At 72.1% G+C, this 14,370-nt stretch carries 12 protein-coding genes; 4 read left to right on the forward strand and 8 right to left on the reverse strand.

Annotation, left to right across the window (positions count from 1 at the left end):
• Nucleotides 1-8: 8 nt before the first annotated feature.
• Complete coding sequence (gene minE / locus WMF27_RS16915) at nucleotides 9-323, forward strand: cell division topological specificity factor MinE (RefSeq protein WP_437767850.1); 315 nt, start codon at nucleotides 9-11, stop codon at nucleotides 321-323.
• A 9-nt stretch (nucleotides 324-332) separates the two neighbouring features.
• Here the strand turns inward: minE and WMF27_RS16920 are convergent, their stop codons facing one another.
• The gene (locus tag WMF27_RS16920) at nucleotides 333-1,256 is read right to left on the reverse strand and encodes an SWIM zinc finger family protein (protein ID WP_437767849.1); all 924 of its coding nucleotides are present in this window, start codon (nucleotides 1,254-1,256) and stop codon (nucleotides 333-335) included.
• Entirely contained in the window at nucleotides 1,253-4,288 is a 3,036-nt protein-coding gene (locus WMF27_RS16925) for an SNF2-related protein (protein WP_437767848.1), read from the reverse strand. The genes WMF27_RS16920 and WMF27_RS16925 overlap by 4 nt, the downstream gene beginning before the upstream one ends.
• 508 nt (nucleotides 4,289-4,796) lie before the next feature.
• On the opposite strand from WMF27_RS16925, the gene WMF27_RS16930 reads away from it, so the two are divergent.
• The 3 genes from WMF27_RS16930 to WMF27_RS16940 all read left to right on the forward strand — a co-directional run bounded on the left by WMF27_RS16930 (nucleotide 4,797) and on the right by WMF27_RS16940 (nucleotide 8,518).
• Nucleotides 4,797-6,419, forward strand: coding sequence for a DUF1552 domain-containing protein (locus WMF27_RS16930; protein WP_437767847.1), 1,623 nt, complete (start codon nucleotides 4,797-4,799; stop codon nucleotides 6,417-6,419).
• 128 nt (nucleotides 6,420-6,547) lie between these two features.
• Complete coding sequence (locus WMF27_RS16935) at nucleotides 6,548-7,510, forward strand: SMP-30/gluconolactonase/LRE family protein (RefSeq protein ID WP_437944289.1); 963 nt, start codon at nucleotides 6,548-6,550, stop codon at nucleotides 7,508-7,510.
• 24 nt (nucleotides 7,511-7,534) lie between these two features.
• A complete protein-coding gene (locus tag WMF27_RS16940; protein WP_437944290.1) occupies nucleotides 7,535-8,518 on the forward strand; it encodes an asparaginase in 984 nt (327 codons plus the stop codon).
• On the opposite strand, the gene WMF27_RS16945 is transcribed toward WMF27_RS16940, so the two are convergent.
• The 6 genes from WMF27_RS16945 to WMF27_RS16970 all read right to left on the reverse strand — a co-directional run bounded on the left by WMF27_RS16945 (nucleotide 8,486) and on the right by WMF27_RS16970 (nucleotide 14,142).
• Nucleotides 8,486-10,093 (reverse strand): amidohydrolase family protein, encoded by a 1,608-nt coding sequence (locus WMF27_RS16945; RefSeq protein ID WP_437944291.1) that lies wholly within the window; start codon nucleotides 10,091-10,093, stop codon nucleotides 8,486-8,488. The two genes, WMF27_RS16940 and WMF27_RS16945, sit on opposite strands and share 33 nt — an antisense overlap.
• A 266-nt stretch (nucleotides 10,094-10,359) precedes the next feature.
• Entirely contained in the window at nucleotides 10,360-10,815 is a 456-nt protein-coding gene (locus WMF27_RS16950) for a nucleoside deaminase (RefSeq protein ID WP_437944292.1), read from the reverse strand.
• Nucleotides 10,812-11,852: an aliphatic sulfonate ABC transporter substrate-binding protein gene (locus tag WMF27_RS16955; protein WP_437767840.1), complete on the reverse strand. Its 1,041-nt coding sequence runs from the start codon at nucleotides 11,850-11,852 to the stop codon at nucleotides 10,812-10,814. The genes WMF27_RS16950 and WMF27_RS16955 overlap by 4 nt, the downstream gene beginning before the upstream one ends.
• The gene (locus WMF27_RS16960; protein ID WP_437767839.1) at nucleotides 11,849-12,694 is read right to left on the reverse strand and encodes an ABC transporter ATP-binding protein; all 846 of its coding nucleotides are present in this window, start codon (nucleotides 12,692-12,694) and stop codon (nucleotides 11,849-11,851) included. The genes WMF27_RS16955 and WMF27_RS16960 overlap by 4 nt, the downstream gene beginning before the upstream one ends.
• Nucleotides 12,691-13,536, reverse strand: coding sequence for an ABC transporter permease (locus WMF27_RS16965; protein ID WP_437767838.1), 846 nt, complete (start codon nucleotides 13,534-13,536; stop codon nucleotides 12,691-12,693). Before WMF27_RS16965 ends, WMF27_RS16960 begins: the two co-directional genes overlap by 4 nt.
• 3 nt (nucleotides 13,537-13,539) lie before the next feature.
• Entirely contained in the window at nucleotides 13,540-14,142 is a 603-nt protein-coding gene (locus tag WMF27_RS16970; protein WP_437767837.1) for a cysteine hydrolase family protein, read from the reverse strand.
• Nucleotides 14,143-14,370 lie beyond the last annotated feature (228 nt).

Consider the following 14,370-nt stretch of genomic DNA (forward strand, 5'->3'; position numbering starts at 1 on the left):
GTTCTGCCATGTCGATCATGGACTATTTCCGTAAGTCGCAGCCGAAGTCGGCGACCGTGGCGAAGGAGCGGCTGCAGATCATCGTGGCGCGCGAGCGCGTGCGCCCGACGGGCGAGCCGGACTACCTGCCGCGGCTCAAGCAGGAGCTGCTCCAGGTGATCTCGAAGTACGAGCGGATCGACCTGGACCAGGTGAGCGTGAACGTGGAGCGGAGCGGCGATTGCGACGTGCTCGAGCTGAACGTCGTGCTCTCCGAGTCGGAGCGGGCGGCCGTGCGCGCCGCCGCGTCCCGGGCGGGGGCCCCCGCCGCGCGGAACTGCTGACGCGCCGGCTCAGCCGCGCCCTCGCCCCCGCGGCGCGCCCTCCGCCATCGCGATCTCCCGCGCCCGTTCCGACGCCGCCCGGAGGAGCGGCCCGAAGAGATCCGCCGGAGAGCGCTCCTCGCTCCAGCCCGGCGGCGCGCCGAGCTGCGACAGGAGCGCCGCGTGGGCCGCGGGCGGCGCCAGCGCCACGTCGAGCGCCGGCGGCGCCGCGCGCCAGGCGTCGTAGTCCTTCGCCGCCATCTTGCCGGGCGTCACCGTCGCGATCGCCGGCGCGTCTCCGGCGCAGGGGGCGCCTTTCCCGGCGCCCGCCCGCCTGGCGCGCGCCGGAGCGCCCCGCGCTGCGCGGATCGCCTCGATCACCTGCTCGCGCGTGCGCCCGCGCAGCTCGAACAGCAGGAAGGGGTCCTTGTCGAACGCCTCCCCGAGCACGTAGTGCGTCGCGGCGACGTGCTTGCAGGGGTTCGCCATGTCGGGGCACGAGCAGGCCGTGGTGAGGTCCTCCGGCCGCTCCGGGAACAAGCTCGTCCCGGCGCTCTGGAACGCGGTCTCGATGTCCTCCGGCATCTGGCCCGCGAGGAGCTCCGCCGCGAAGCTCGCCCGCTTCGCCATGGCGGCGATCGCCTTCGCCCAGGTGGCGTCATCGAGCCGCGCGATCGTGAGGATCACCTTGTACGGCCTCGGCTGTGAGCCGGTCACGCGCGCGGTCACGAGGCCGGGCTTCACCGTGAGATCGTGCGTCCGCCCCGTGCGCGCGTACGTGCGCCCGCGCGCGAGGCGGCCCGCGTCGTCGGGCGCCATCCGCTCCAGCGCCTCCACCCAGCGCTTGCCCCACCAGGTCGTGCCGGCCCGCTTCATCCGGATGCCTCGCGCCGGCGGCGGCGGCTTCGGCCCGGCCTCCCGGGGGAACGGCGTCCATCGCGCCGGCGGGCTCATTCCGGCTCCTCGCGATCGTCCAGCTCGCCCGCGCCGGTCACGGCGTCCCTCGACAGCGCGAACAGCTCGCGCAGCGCCGCGTCGTCGAGCTCGGTGATCCACGCCTCGCCCTGGCCCACCACCTGCGCCGCCAGGTCGCGCTTCTGCTCCAGCATCCGGTCGACCTTCTCCTCCATGGTGCCCGCGCAGACGAGCTTGTGGACCTGCACCGCGCGCCGCTGCCCGATCCGGTGCGCGCGGTCCGTCGCCTGGTCCTCGACCGCGGGGTTCCACCAGCGATCGAAGTGGAACACGTGGCTCGCCGCCGTCAGGTTGAGCCCCGCGCCGCCGGCCTTCAGCGAGAGCACGAACACGCGCGGCCCCCGCGGATCGTCCTGGAACCGCCGCACCATCTCGTCGCGCGCGAGCCTCGGCGTGCCGCCGTGCAGGAAGAGGACCTCCGTGTCGAGCGAAGGCGCGAGGTGCCGGACCAGCCGGTCGCCCATCTCGCGGAACTGCGTGAACACGAGCGCGCGATCCCCCGCCGCGAGCGCCTCCTCGAGCATCTCGGTGAGCCGCGCGAGCTTGCCGGACCGGCCCGCGAGCGGCCCCGCCTCCCCGAGGCACTGCGCCGGGTGGTTGCAGATCTGCTTGAGCACCGTCAGCAGCGAGAGCACGAGCCCGCGCCGCTCGATGCCCTCGGCCTCCTCGATGCGGCGCATCGCCTCGTCGAGCGCCGCCTGGTAGAGCGTCACCTGCTCGCGCGTGAGCGTGCAGAACACCCTGGCCTCGTCCTTCGGCGGAAGGTCCTGAAGCACGGCGGGATCGCTCTTGAGGCGTCGCAGCAAGAACGGCCCGGCGACGCGCCGGAGCCGCTCTGCGGCCTTCCGGTCGCCGTAGCGCTCGATGGGCACCGCGTAGGCGCGCCGGAACGCCTCGAGCGGGCCGAGCAGTCCGGGGTTCGCGAACTCGAGGATCGACCAGAGCTCGGCGAGTCGGTTCTCGACGGGCGTTCCGGTCAGCGCGACGCGGTGCGGGGCGCGGAGCGCGCGCGCGGCGCGGGCGGTGCGCGACGAGGCGTTCTTGATGTTCTGCGCCTCGTCCAGCACGACCGCGGCCCAGTCCACGCCGGCGAGCGCCGCGGCGTCGCGGCGGAGCAGGCCGTACGTGGTCAGGACGAGCCCGCCGCCCGCGCGGCGCGCGCCGCCGTCGCCGCCCTCGGCGGGCCGCTCGCTCGCGCCGGACGCCCGCGACGCGAGCTCCTCGGCCGAGCGGGCGCGCCCCTCGCCGTAGTGCCGCACGACGGGCAGGGCAGGGGCGAAGCGCGCCGCTTCCCGCTCCCAGTTGCCGACGACGGACGTCGGGGCGACGAGCAGCGTCGGGCGCGCGTCCTCGGGCGCCGCCGCCCGCCGGCCGACGAGGAACGCCAGCAGCTGGACGGTCTTGCCGAGGCCCATGTCGTCGGCCAGGCAGGCGCCCAGGCCGAGGCTCGCCATCGTCTGCAGCCAGGCGACGCCGCGCGCCTGGTACGGGCGCAGCGTCCCCACGAACCCCGCGGGCGGGGCGGCGGCGCGCTCGGCCCCCGAGCGGAGCCGCTCCATCGTGCGCGCGAGCGCGCCCTCGGCGACCACGGGGACGGCCAGGCCGTCGACGCGGGTCTCGCCCGCGAGCGCGCCCTCCAGCGCCTCGCGCGCCGAGATGCGGCCGCCGCCGGCCTCGAGGCGCCGCGCTATCTCGGCGAGCTCCTCGGGGACCACGACCACCCAGGCCCCGCGGTGCCGGACGAGCGGCGATTTCTGCCGCGCGAGGGCGGCGAGCTCGCGCGCGGAGAGCGCCTCGTCGCCGAGCGCCGCCTCCCAGGCGAAATCGAGCGCCTCGTCGAGGCCGAGCCCGGCGCTGCCCGCGACGACGCCCGCGGTGCGGCGCGCCGCGCCGACGCGCATGCGGAGGCGCAGGCGGCGCTGCCCCGAGGCCAGGAGCTCGCCCGGCACGACCACGCCGAACCCGGCCTCGCCCAGCGCCGGCGCGGCCTGCGCGAGGAAGTCCCACGCCTCCGCGGGATCGAGGTCCACGCGCTCCGGCCGCGCCTCGCCGAGGGCCCGGGCGATCGGCGCGAAGCGCCGCGCGGCGGCGCCGAGCGCGCCGAGGAGGACCTCCTCGGCGCCGGAGAACGCGCGCCCGAGCGCCTTCAGCGTGCGCCCCTGGGTCTTCCACACGTCGGCGGCGGGCACGAGCAGGCTCGGATCGTCGGTCGCCTGCAGCAGGAAGCGGAGCACGAAGCCGCGGTCGCCCTGGGGCAGCTCCAGCCGGAAGCAGGCGCGCAGCGCGTCGCACGCGCCGAGCGCGGGCCGGACCCACGCGTCGAGATCGGCCACGAGCGCGCGCTCGGCGAGGCCTTCCGCGGCGAAGGTGCGCCGCGGCCCCGTCAGGGCGAGCACCAGCCGGCGCTCCCAGGGGGTGTGCGAGGAGCGCGGCGCGCGCGCCGGGCGATCCGTGGCGCCGTCGCGGGCGAGCGCGTCGGCCGCGGCGTCCAGGAAGGCGCGCAGCAGGGCCTCCGCGGACCAGACCTCCGCGGCGCGGGGCCCGCGGGGGCGCCCGCCGTCGCCGCTGGCTTGCTGCGCGCCCGCCGGCACCGCGTGCGCGGCCGGCGGCATGGCGCGGGCGAGCGCCGCGACGCGCGCGGCGTCCTCCGGGGCGGCGAGCGACACCGCCCAGCGGGCCTCCGTGCGCCCCCCTGCGGCGCCGGCCGGCACCACGCGGGGCACGACCCGCTCGCGCACCACGAGATCGAGGGCGAGCTTGCTCGCCAGGCTCCACGCGGCGACGGACGGAGGCGCTCGCCCGAGGTCGTCCTGGGCCATGCTGGCGAGCGCGGACAGGCCGTCCAGGAGCGCCGCGGCCTCTCCGGTCTTCCTCACGGCCCGACCCGCCTCGGAGACCACGACCGCCTCCGCCGGGGTCGTCGCGCCGAGCGACCGGGCCGCGAGCCGATCCACGGCCGTGTCGTCCCAGAGGAAGAAGCGGAGATCGCCGGGCAGAAAGACGAGCGGCATCGACGCGCAGATCCATTGCACACCTGACGACGGCGAAAAGGGGGCTTCACGCGTCGTGAGCCAGAAAAGCGATGGGCCGGACGGGAGCGCTCCCGCTGAAGCACGGGTGTGGCCCATTGCGGGTCATGGCTGCGAATTGTCAGAATTTGTTTGAAACCTCTGATCGGGAGGGTCGGAGAACATCTCATGGAAAAAGATCGTGGCTCGAGGCAATGGGCCTCGCGGCGTGCTGTGCTGGGAGCGTGACGCGCTCGAGCGGCCGGTTGACGCCGAGCGCGCGCAGGGGTGCCCGGGCGCCGCGCACGCCGCGCGAGAGACCGGTGATCGGGGGGGCATCTCTCCGCTCGACGATCGCGCCCGGCCGAGCGAATTCCAAATACGTTCACGGACCCGCGGGGATTATGGGGACGAGGGAGCCGTGGCAAACGCGGGCATCCGAGGGCGTTCCGAGTGGCAGCCGGGCGGTTGTCTTCATTGAGGCAGGAAAAATACGACCATGTCAAAGCGCATGAACCGAAGAATTTTCCTCCGGGGGCTGGGCGGAGCTTGCGTCGCGGCGCCGTTCCTCGGCTCGATCCTCGACCGTTCCGTGATGGCGCAGCCGGTCACGCCGCCGAAGCGGCTGATCGTGATGTTCACGCTCTATGGCTGCATCACGACGAGGTGGTTCCCGAAGAAGTCGCACGGCCCGCTCACCGCCGCGGACCTCCAGTCGACGACGCTCAAGCACCTGGCGCCTCACGTCGACAAGCTCCTCATGCCCCGAGGCATCCGCGCGATGAACGAGTGGACGGCGACGCTGGAGCGGGGGCAGGGGAACGATCCCCACACGCAGGTGGTCGGGTCGTACTTCACTTGCCACCCGGTCACGCCCAACAGCGACGACCCGTTCAGCTTCGACGCGGAGACGAAGTTCAACGCCAAGCCGACCGGTCCCTCGCTGGACCACGTCATCGCACGACAGCTCAGCCCGCAAGGGACTCCGTTGCTCTTGAACACGGCCGGTCAGAATGACAACGCTCAGTCGGCGATCTCTTACTCCGCCGCCGTGACGCCCTTCAGGGGCCTCAACGCGTCGCAGGTCTTCAGCAGCCTCACGGGCATCTTCGAGGCGGGGAAGCCGCCGTCTCCGGACACCTACGCGGCGATGCGCGGCAAGAGCGTCCTCGACATCGTGAAGGACGATCTGCAGAGGCTCGAGCGGTTCGACATGAGCCGTGCCGACAAGCAGAAGCTCGCAGCCTGGAAGGAGCTCATCCACTCGACAGGGAACGTGGTGGCTTCCGCGCAGTGCGACACGTCCCTCGCCACGGCGCTCGGTGCGACGCAAGAAAACGTCAACCTGGCGATCACGCGCCCGAGCGTCGACGACATACTGACGCAGCGCATCTCGGACACCCTGGACGCAGCGGACCTCTGTTCGAACCTCGCCGTGCTCGCGGCGGCGTGCAACGCGAACCCCGTCATCTTCCTGAAATACCCCGGGAACTACGCCTTCAAAGGGCTCGGCGTGACGCTCGAGAGCGCCAGCCTCTCGCATCGCCTGGACAACGCGGGCATGACGGGCACCTGCGTCCCCGGCGCGATCGACATGCTCCTCACGATCGACGACTACTATGCGAGGAAATTCGCCCACCTCGTCGACCAGCTGAGCCGCATCGAGGAGGGCGACGGGACGCTCCTCGACAGCTGCGCGGCCGTCTGGTTCCAGGACGTGTCGGACGGCTGCGCCCGCAACCTCAACAACCTGCCGATCGTCCAGGCCGGCAGCGCCGGCGGCTATTTCAAGACCGGCTGGGCCGTGAACGTCGACGACGGCTCGCCCGATCTCACGACCGGCAACAGCGAGATCACGTGTACTGAAGGCACCTCGAACCAGGTCGACGCGATCTCCCAGGAGACGGGGACCGATCCGTCGCTCGCCAACGCGCCCATCAACAAGTACTTCTGCAGCTTGATGAACGCCCTCGGCGTCAAGGCGGGCGCGGATGGTTTCCCGGCGCGGGGCGGTTCGGGGCCGGTGACCCACTTCGGCATGTACGACCGGACGGAGGACTTCATCGGCGGCGGGGTCAATCCCCCCACCATCCACGATCCTGGCGAGTTCACCGCGCTCAAGGCGAGCTCCTGAGCGTCTCGTTCCCGAGCCTGTCGGCCCGGGGCGGCGCGTCTGCTCGAGATGTCCCCATCGTCGAGGGGGGTGTTATGCTCGCGCGCGTCGAGCGGGCGCGGCGCGGCGCCGTGCCGGGAGGTCGTTGGATGTCATCTGTCAGGGGTTTCACCCTCGAGCTGTCTCGGATCGAGTACGTCGGGCAAGGCCTTGTCCGGCCGGAGTGCGTGATCGCCGAGCCCGGCGGCACCCTCTGGACCTCGGATGCTCGCGGCATCGCGACGCGCATCGAGCCCGATGGCAGGCAGGCGACCCTCGGCCCGGAGGTGCCCGAGCCGAACGGCATGGCGATGGATCGGCAGGGCAACCTCATCGTCGCCAGCATGTCGGGCGGCAAGATCCACAAGCTCCACCGCGACGGCCGGTCCGAGGTCCTCCTCGACTCCATCGACGGCAAGCCGCTCGGCGCCGTGAACTTCTGCTTCATCGACTCGCGGGATCGCCTCTGGATCTCGGTCACGACACGGCAGCTCCCGTGGTGGTCCGCGGTCGTGGGCAGCCTCCGCGACGGGTACATCGTGCTCGTCGACGAGAAGGGCGCCCGGATCGTGGCCGACGGCCTCAGCTTGACGAACGAGGTGCGCCTCGACGCCGCCGAGCGGTTCCTGTACGCCGTCGAGACCGTCCCCGGCCGCCTCCTCCGGTTCCCGGTGCGCGACGACGGCAGCCTCGGCGATCCCGAGCAGTTCGGGCCCGACAGCCTCGGCATCGGCGGGTACATGGATGGCTTCGCCTTCGACGCCGAGGGCAACCTCTGGGTGGTGGCCGTCTGTCGCAACGGCCTCGGGGTGGTCTTCCCCGACGGCAGCTACCAGACCGTCTTCGAGGATCCGCGCCCTGCCGTCCTCGAGACGATGACCCTGAAGCAGAGGAACGGCACCATCGAGCCGGCCGATCTCGGCGCCTGCGCGGGAAACACGCTTCAGCTGCCCACGAGCATCGCGTTCGGCGGCCCCGATCTCCGCACGTGTTACATGGGGTCGCTGGCGATGCCCCACCTCCTCACGTTCCGCGCGCCCGTCGCGGGGCTCCCGCTCTCGCACATGCGGTGATCGGCTTCACGCCAGGAACTATCCATGCCTCGCGTTCACCTCGTCACCACCGGCGGCACCATCGCGAGCCGCGTCGACCCGAAGACGGGCGCCGCCGTGCCCGCCGTCCGCGCGGAGGAGCTCGTCGCCGACGTGCCCGCGCTCGGCCGCGTCGCCGAGATCGCGATCACCGAGTTCTGCCTCGAGAGCAGCTGGAACCTCGGCCCGGACAGGATCGCGGCGCTCGCGCGCGCCGTGCGCGATCTCCAGGCCGATCCCGACGTGACCGGCGTCGTCGTCACCCACGGCACGGACACCCTCGAGGAGACGGCGTTCGCGCTGGATCTGCTGCTCGACGGGGACACCCCGGTGGTGCTCACCGGCGCGATGCGGGACGCGAGCACCGCGGGGACCGACGGCCCGCGCAACCTCGTCTCGGCCGCGCGGATCGCGGTGGAGCCCTCGGCGCGGGGGCTCGGCGTGCTCGTCGCGCTGAACGATGAGCTCCACGCCGCCCGGTGCGTGATGAAGACCCACACGACCGCCCTCGGCACGTTCGCCTCGCCGGGCGTGGGGCCGCTCGGCTGGGTCGACGGCGAGGGCGTCCGCGTCCACGCGCGCCCCGCGAGGACGCCGACGCTGCCGCTCGCGCCGCCCGAGCCGCGGGTCTACCTCGTCAAGATGGCGTCCGGGATGGACGATCTCCTGCTGCGCGCGATCCTGGAGGCCGGGGCGCGCGGGGTGGTGATCGAGGGCTCGGGCGCGGGGAACGTCTGCGGGAGCTGGGAGGGGGCGATCGGCGCGCTGGTGCAGGCGGGCACGCCGGTGGTGCTGAGCTCGCGCTGCCCCGGCGGGCGGGTCACGCCGACGTACGGCGCGCCCGGCGGCGGGCGGCGGCTCCGGGATCTCGGGGTGATCGCCGCCGGCGCGCTCTCGGGGCCCAAGGCGAGGCTCGCGCTGATGTTCGCGCTCGGGGCGGGGCTCGACGGGGCGGCGCTACGCGCGTATTTCGACCGGCTTGCCGGGTAGACCCTCGCTCTTCGCGCCCGGCTGCGGGCCGCGCCGCTCGTCGCCGGCGCCCGCCTTTCGCTTCAGCTTCTCCTCGACCCGCGTGCCCTTGAAGAAGCTCGCGTTGGCCTCGGTGTAGAGCTTGTACGGGTTCTCGAACACGTACGCCTTGAAGTCCTCGGCGCTGAGGACCCCCTCCTCCACGAGGCGATAGCTCTCCGCGAGCGCCTCGGTCAGGTCGGGGACGTCCCAGTGGCCGACGTCGGAGGAGTAGATGGCGTTGATCTTCACGCCGAGCGGGTTCGCCTTGTGGTTGAACGCGACCGCGATGGTGCGGTCGTCCGACTCGGATCCGAAGAAGAAGTTGTTCACCCAGCGATCGCGGATGTCCTCGATCTTCTCGATGCCCGCGGCCTCGAAGTCGTTGCGGTACTCCGGCGCAGGCTGGCGGGCGTCGCTCGTGTACCCGGCGCCCAGCGTGTCGGCGATCAGCTGCTCACCCTCGATGGAGCGCCCGTTTGCGAGCTTTGCGAGATCCGCGCCGTACCGCCGGAAGAGCTCGGTGAAGAGCGCGCGATCGGTCGCCGCGGGGTCGTAGTGCTTGAGGCCCTCGGGGCCGCGCTTCTGGAACCGGTCGACCAGGTGGATGTAGACCCGCGCGCCCCAGTCCGCCCCGCCCTCGAGCATGCCGATGCGCAGCCCGGGGAAGCGGCGGGTGACGCCGCCGAAGAACAGCGCCTTGGCGAACGCCTCCGAGCCGTCGGCGAAGTGGCCGACGTGGTTGTTCATGTAATTGCTGATCGACGAGCGCCCCGTCCAGCCCTGGCTCCCATAGTGGGTGAGGACAGGCACGCCGAGCTCGACCACCTTCGCCCAGAAAGGATCGTAGTTGTACTCGCTGTCGATGCCGTAGAAGTCGATGTACGTCGCGTACCTCGCGATCTCCGGGTGGTGCTCCGGCGGGTACTTCTCCGCGATCGCCTTGATGGGGCGGCGCACGCCGCCGGCGATGTTGATCGCCTTGAGCCCCAGCTTCTTGACGGCGAACTCGAGCTCTTCGATCCCCTCCTCGGGCGTGTTCAGGGGGATGCCGGCGACCGGGGTGAGGCGGTCGCTGTACTTGCGAAACAGCTCCGCGTGATAATGGTTGATCGCGCGCTGGAGCGCCTGCCGCGCGCCCGGGTCCTTCACGGCGAGCGGCGCGAGGGTGTTGTTCGGGAACAGGACCGAGTAGTCGGACCCTTGCTCCTCGAGGCGCTCGGCGAGCAGCTCCGGCAGGTGGTAGGTGGCCACGTCCAGCGTGTTGCGCGTCACCCGCGCCCACCACGGCGACCTGACGGTGCGGAAGCGCTGCCGCTCCTCGGGCGTCTGGCTGTACCAGTCCTTGCCGCTGCTGTTCTCGGCGTTGCGGCGGCGGGAGCTCAGCGCCTTGCGCAGGTCGTCGACGAGCTTGGCGCCGCCGTACGTGGCGACGAAATCCTCCAGCGCCGGCGAGTAATCGTTGGTGTGGATGTCCGTGTCGATGACGGGGTAATCGAGCTTCTCCTTGACAGCCACGGAGGGCGAGGCCTTGAGACGAGCGATACGGTCAGTCATGAAAGACTCCGGAAAGGGGTTGGGCGCGGCGATGTCGCCGGTGTGAGATCGATGGCCGTGCTGGCGCGCGGCACTCTGCAACCTGCGTGCCCTGGCGCCGCTGCCCGGATGTCGCTCCTCGACCGCGGATCTCGGCGTATCTCCGGCGCGCTCTGCCCGCGCGTTGCTCGGAATCGAGCACCGATTCAGCGCGGCTGCTGCCGGAGCAACACGGACCGCGGGCTGCGAGCGCCCGGAGCGCATCCGGCGCTACGCCGGCGAGCGTGTCACGACGGGCTGAAGAGCGCGAGGCACCGATCGGTGAGCACGCCGCCGACGAGATCGACGGGCGCGCCGGAGCTCTCGTTCATCCACTTCGCCGGGACGGCCAGCTCGCGCTGCGCGCCGCCGGTCGCCTCCGTGACCTCCCGCATCGTGCAGCCGAAGACGACGCGGCTCACCCGGGCGAGCCAGGCCGCGGTGAAGCACATCGGGCAGGGCTCCACGGTCGTGTACAGCGTGTAGCCCGTGAGGTCCGGCCCGGCGGCCGCGCACGCGCGGCGGACGGCGCCGACCTCGGCGTGCCACGTGAAGTCGCGCCGGGCGTTCACCTCGTCGATCGCCTCGGCCACGACGGTGCCGTCGGGGGCGGCCAGAAGGGCGCCGAACGGCGGCTCGCCCGCGCGCTGCGCGCCGCGCGCGAGCTCCAGCGCGCGCCCCATGAGCGCCTCGTCGCGGCTCATCGGACGAGCCTCGGGTCGAGCAGCGACTCCGGCGCCGGCGCCTTCTTGACGAGCTTGGACTCGACCGCGAAGTCGACCACCGCCTTCATCGAGGCGTACACGGGGCCGGCCTTCTCCGCCGTGCCGAAGAGCTGCTTGTTGTCGGCCAGGTCGTAGATCTTGTCGCCGGCCAGCATGCCCTTCACGTCCTCGGGCGGAGCGCTCAAGTACTTGCCGACGATGGGAATCGCCTTGTCGGGCTCGCCGCGCAGGACGCGCACCCCCTGATCGATGGCGCCGATGAACCTCGAGCAGGCGTCGCCGGACTCGGCGAGCCGCGATCGGCGCACGGCCACCGCGTCCATGATGGTGTCGGGGACGCTGGCGCTCGAGAAGATCACGCGACCGCCGCCCTTGGTCGCCTTGGTGATCCACGGCTCCCAGGTGACCGCGGCGTCGACCTTCCCCGCCACGAACGCGGCCCCGGCGTCGTCCGCGCTCATGCTCGTGACCTTCACGTCGTCCGCGGAGAGCCCGGACTTCTTCAGGCCGGCGAGGAACAGCATGTGATTGACCTCGCCGAGGGTGAGCGCGACCGTCTTGCCCTTGAGATCGGCCATGGACGCGACCCCCTCCTTCGCCACCACCGCGTCCGCGCCGTTCGAGCTGTCGATGAGCGCGATGGCCACGACGTCCGTGTCGCCGTTGCCGCTCAGCACGGCCAGGTTCTGCAGGGTCGTCAGGCCGATATCGAGCTTCCCCGCGGCCAGCGCCGGCAGCGTGTCCCCGGGGTTCGAGAACGGCTTGAGCTCGACGTCGAGGCCAGCCTGCTTGAACAGCCCGAGCTCGTTCGCGATGAACACGCCCGCATAGCCGATCCACAGGTCGTGTCCCACGGTCAGCTTCACCGGCGCGTTCGCCGCGGCCCCGGGCTTCTCGCCCGGCGCGGCGGCGGCGGGCGTCTCGCGCGCTGGCTCGTCCTTCTTCGAGCAGCCTGGCGACAGGAGGAGGCAGGCGAGCGCTGCCCCGAGCTCTAGCACGACGGTTCTTCGGTTCATGGATCCTCTCCCCTCGGCGTCTTCGTGAGCCCGAGAAGCAAGCGGCGGCGCTGCTCCTCGGGGCGGGCCTTCCCCCGCAGGAGCGACAGAATATCCCGTTTGAGGCGCAGCAACGCCTCGTCGAGCTTGAGGTCGGGCGAGCGATCCGCCCGGGGTACCGGCACGTCGAAGGTGGCCACGACGCGGCCGGGGCGCTCGGAGAAGACCACCACGCGATCGGACAGGATCAGGGCCTCATCCACGTCGTGGGTGACGAAGAGCGTCGTGATCCGGTGATGTTGGATCACATGGAGCAGGAGCCCCTGCATCTCCTCACGTGTCTGGGCGTCGAGGGCGCCGAACGGCTCATCCATCAGCAGCACCTCCGGTTGCGCGGCGAGCGCCCGCGCCAGCGCGGCGCGCTGCTGCATGCCGCCGCTCAGCTCCGCGGGCGCGCTGTCGCGGAAGTCCCACAGATCGACGAGGCGCAGCAGGCGCTCGACGCGGTCCGCCTCTCGCTCGGCGCCGGCCTGCCGCGCCCGGCCGCGGTGGCGGGCCAGCGTCAGCGGGAAGCGGACGTTCTCCCGCACGCTGAGCCACGGGAAGAGCGTCTGTTGCTGGAACACGACGCCGAGCTCGGCGCCGGGGCCGAGGACGCGTTCGCCGCCGAGCGTGACGGTCCCGGTGGTCGCCGGCTCGAGCCCCGCGACGACGTGCAGCAGCGTCGATTTCCCGCACCCGGAGGGGCCCACGAGGCTCACGAACTCGCCCTCACCGACGTCGAGGTCGAGCGGGCAGAGGGCGCTGGTCTCGCCGCGGCGGCCGGCGTACGCCTTGCTGACGCCGCGCACGGAGAGCGTCACGCGTCGCGCCCCCTGGCCCAGCGGAAGAGCCGGCGGTGTGCCGCGCCGAACGCCCAGTCGAGCCCCAGGCCGATCGCGCCCAGCACCGCCAGGTACGCGTAGATGCTGGGCGTCTGGATGAAGCGATAGAACCTGAGGACGCGGAAGCCGAGGCCCTCGGTCGCGGCCACGAGCTCCGCGACGACGACGTAGCTCCACGCCCAGCCGTTGCACATGCGCAGCGCGCTCCAGATGCCGGGGAGGGCGGCCGGGGCCAGCACGCGCCAGACGATCTCCCGCCGGGTGGCTCCGAGGCTCTGGCTGACCTGGAGCAGCGGCGCCGGGACCCGCCGCACCTCGTCCGCGGTCATGAGCAGCAGCTGGAAGAAGGTCCCCAGGAAGACGAGGAGGACCTTCGCGCCCTCGCCGATGCCCGCCGCGATCATGACGAGCGGGATCAGCGCCGGCACGGGGACGTAGCGGAGGAACTCGGTCGGCGGCTCGATCAGCGCGGCGATCGATCGGAACGCGCCGGCGAGCACGCCGAGCGGGACCGCGAGGAGCGCGGCGGCCGCGAACCCGGCAGTGACCCGGAGGAAGCTGTAGCGGACGTCGAGCCAGAGCTCCGCCGAGCCGAGCGCGTCGGCCGTCGCCCGCCCGATGCTCGCGAGCGTGGGGGCGAGGGCGGTGTTCACCCCGTCGCGGCCCGCGAGCCAGGCGTACGCCGCGAGGGTGGCGAGGAAGCTCGCCGCGCCGAGCGCGAGACGGGCCGGGGCGGGAACGGGGCGGCCGAGCGCGAGCCAGCGCGGCGGTGGTCGCTCGCACTGGCGCGACGGGGCTCGCGGCGCTCGGTCGCCGGGCATCCGTCAGCCGAAGAGCTGCATCACCGCGGCGCTCTCGGTGACGTAGGCGAAGGCGTTGCTCATGCAGAGGATCGCGGCGTCGTGGAGCTCCGGTGAGGTCCCGGCCACGGCGTCGACCGGGAGCAGCACGCGGTAATCCAGGTTCCTCGCGGTGAGCACGGTGCTGAGCACGCAGATGTTCGTGCACACGCCGCAGCAGATGAGGTTCTCCACCCGCTTGCACCGGAGCAGCAGGTCGAGGTCGGTGCCCAGAAAACAGTCGTAGCGCCGCTTGGTGAAGATCCGATGATCCTGCGGCTCGATCCGCACCCCATCGACCATCTCGGCGCCGCGGGACCCCTCGAGGCAGTGCAGCGGCTCGAACTCCAGCTCGATGCCGAAGTCGCACCGATCGGCCCTGTGCATCTCCTGGGTGAAGACGACCGGCAGGCCGTGCCCTCTCGCCCACGCGGCGAGCGCGTCGACGCGCTGTACGATATCGAGGGCCCCGCGCGCCTCGCAGGGCGCGCCCTCCTCGACGAAGTCCCGCTGCATGTCGATGACGAGGAGGGCGGTGGTGGCGGGGCGGATCTGGTCGAGGGGCAACGGGCGGATACGCGGCGTCATCGCTGGTCTGGACTTCGACGCGCAGGGGACACCGGGCGCGACGAGCTCGCTGAGGTGTGGTGAAGTGGTGAACCGACCGTCTCTACATCAGCCGGGAATGCAGCGCTAAAAGCCTGAACGGAACTTAGCCGGCGCCTCGCCGGAGGGTCAAGCGAGACCTGGGTGCGTGAGCACTTCGAGAGGGCGTGAGGTCGCCCGCTGCGTGGAACAGGGTGCGAGTGGGAGGGG

This window comes from Sorangium sp. So ce281 (assembly GCF_051527395.1).
Taxonomy (GTDB): Bacteria; Myxococcota_A; Polyangia; order Polyangiales; family Polyangiaceae; genus Sorangium; species Sorangium cellulosum_B.

What these genes read in the sequence shown, in the direction of transcription:
- minE (WP_437767850.1), top strand. Translation starts at nt 9, where the DNA reads ATGTCGATCATGGACTATTTCCGTAAGTCGCAGCCGAAGTCGGCGACC.
- WMF27_RS16920 (WP_437767849.1), bottom strand. Translation starts at nt 1,256, where the DNA reads ATGAGCCCGCCGGCGCGATGGACGCCGTTCCCCCGGGAGGCCGGGCCG.
- WMF27_RS16925 (WP_437767848.1), bottom strand. Translation starts at nt 4,288, where the DNA reads ATGCCGCTCGTCTTTCTGCCCGGCGATCTCCGCTTCTTCCTCTGGGAC.
- WMF27_RS16930 (WP_437767847.1), top strand. Translation starts at nt 4,797, where the DNA reads ATGAACCGAAGAATTTTCCTCCGGGGGCTGGGCGGAGCTTGCGTCGCG.
- WMF27_RS16935 (WP_437944289.1), top strand. Translation starts at nt 6,548, where the DNA reads ATGTCATCTGTCAGGGGTTTCACCCTCGAGCTGTCTCGGATCGAGTAC.
- WMF27_RS16940 (WP_437944290.1), top strand. Translation starts at nt 7,535, where the DNA reads ATGCCTCGCGTTCACCTCGTCACCACCGGCGGCACCATCGCGAGCCGC.
- WMF27_RS16945 (WP_437944291.1), bottom strand. Translation starts at nt 10,093, where the DNA reads ATGACTGACCGTATCGCTCGTCTCAAGGCCTCGCCCTCCGTGGCTGTC.
- WMF27_RS16950 (WP_437944292.1), bottom strand. Translation starts at nt 10,815, where the DNA reads ATGAGCCGCGACGAGGCGCTCATGGGGCGCGCGCTGGAGCTCGCGCGC.
- WMF27_RS16955 (WP_437767840.1), bottom strand. Translation starts at nt 11,852, where the DNA reads ATGAACCGAAGAACCGTCGTGCTAGAGCTCGGGGCAGCGCTCGCCTGC.
- WMF27_RS16965 (WP_437767838.1), bottom strand. Translation starts at nt 13,536, where the DNA reads ATGCCCGGCGACCGAGCGCCGCGAGCCCCGTCGCGCCAGTGCGAGCGA.
- WMF27_RS16970 (WP_437767837.1), bottom strand. Translation starts at nt 14,142, where the DNA reads ATGACGCCGCGTATCCGCCCGTTGCCCCTCGACCAGATCCGCCCCGCC.